Consider the following 1558-nt stretch of genomic DNA (forward strand, 5'->3'; position numbering starts at 1 on the left):
GGGCGGCCGTCGCCCTGGTGCAGCGCATCTGCCCGGAGTTCCACCCCGTCCAGGTGCTGCGGCGCGGCGGTCCGTGCGTCCTGCTGGTGGGGACGACCGGCCGGGCGAACGCGGTCGCGAAGTGCTTACTGGACCACTCGCCGGTGCGAGTCGACCGGTTCCGGCAGGAAATAGCGGCGTACCGGGCGTTCGTCCGGCACCGTCCGCCGGTCCGGGTGCCGCGGCTGGTCGCGGCCGACCCGGACAACTGCACGCTGGTCGTGGAGCGGATGCCGGGCCGGGTGGCGGCGCCGCAGCGGCATCCGGCGGAGGCGCCGCCCCGGGCGGACGTACGGGCCGTGCTGACGGCGGTGTGCCGGCTCAATCTGTGGCGTCCGCCGGCCGGGCTGTTCGACGCGCCGCTGGACTACGGCCGCCGCATCGGCCGCTACCACGACCTGGGGCTGCTCACCGACCGGGACATGGGCGACCTCCAGAAGCTGCTGCGCGGTCTCGCGCACACCCAGGGGCAGTTCTGCCACGGGGACGCGCTGCTGAACAACGTACTGCTCTCCCCCGCCGGTCCGGCGCTGCTGGACTGGGACAGCGCCGGGTGGTACCTGCCGGGCTACGACCTGGCGACGCTGTGGTCGGTGCTCGGTGACGCCCCCGTGGCGCGGCGCCGGATCAGCCAGCTCGCCCAGGCGGCGGGGACGGCGGCACGGGACGCGTTCCTGGTGAACCTGATGCTGGTGCTCACCCGCGAGATCCGGCGGTACGAGTCCGCGGTGCAGCGGACGATGCGGGAGCCCGCCCCGTCGGCGTCGGCCCCGGGCGCCCCGGTGGTTCCCGGGGCGGGTGAGGAGCAGCGGCTGCTGCTGCGCCGTCTGCACGACGACTGCCAGATGGCACGGCGGGCGGTGCGGGCGGCGGTCGGCACCCGCTGACCGACTCCCCGTCAAGCCCCTTGGAGCGGCGTACCCCTCACGGGTGCGCCGCTCCGGCATGTGCGGACCGAGCGGCTTTCCCGGGCCGCTCATTGGTCCACGCCACTGACGCGCCGCAGGCCAGGCCCCCGCACCGCGGAAGGCGCCGCGAACGAGGCGCTGACGTGCGGCATCCGTGGTGTGGACAGTGATTGACGGATCGTCGGCCAGCCGATACCTCTAGGGCCCCGGAAAACGCTTGCGCATCACCCGCCCGGCTCCCCCCACCCGGTCCCAGGAGGTTTTCTTGCAAGAGTCCGTACCGGAAGACGAGAAGAGAACCACCCGCCCCGTCCGGCTCAGGCCCGGTGCCGCCGCCGTCGCGGCCGCGGCGCTGCTGCTGCCGCTGCTCTCGGCCGCCGCGCCGCCCGCGGACACCGCCGGGGACGGCCCGGACACGCTCCAGCGGGCCTTCACCGAAGCCGCCGCCCGCTACCACGTCCCGCGCGACGTCCTGCTGGGTGTCGCGTACCTGGAGTCGCGCTGGGACGGCCATGGCGGCGCGCCCAGTGTGTCGGGCGGTTACGGCCCGATGCACCTCACCGACGCCCGCGCCGCGCTGGCGCACGAGGCGCGGCAGGGCGCGCACGGCG

The 1558-nt window shown here is 75.1% G+C and carries 2 protein-coding genes; both read left to right on the forward strand.

Going from position 1 to position 1558, the window contains the following annotated elements; genetic code table 11:
• Nucleotides 1-926 (forward strand): aminoglycoside phosphotransferase family protein (locus tag AC51EU_RS30400; RefSeq protein ID WP_496270310.1); only part of this gene is annotated, 926 nt, incomplete at its 5' end.
• Between the two features lie 286 nt (nucleotides 927-1212).
• The coding region (locus tag AC51EU_RS30405) for a lysozyme family protein (RefSeq protein ID WP_496270311.1) at nucleotides 1213-1558 on the forward strand (346 nt) is incomplete at its 3' end.

It is taken from the genome of Candidatus Streptomyces philanthi (genome assembly GCF_059553635.1).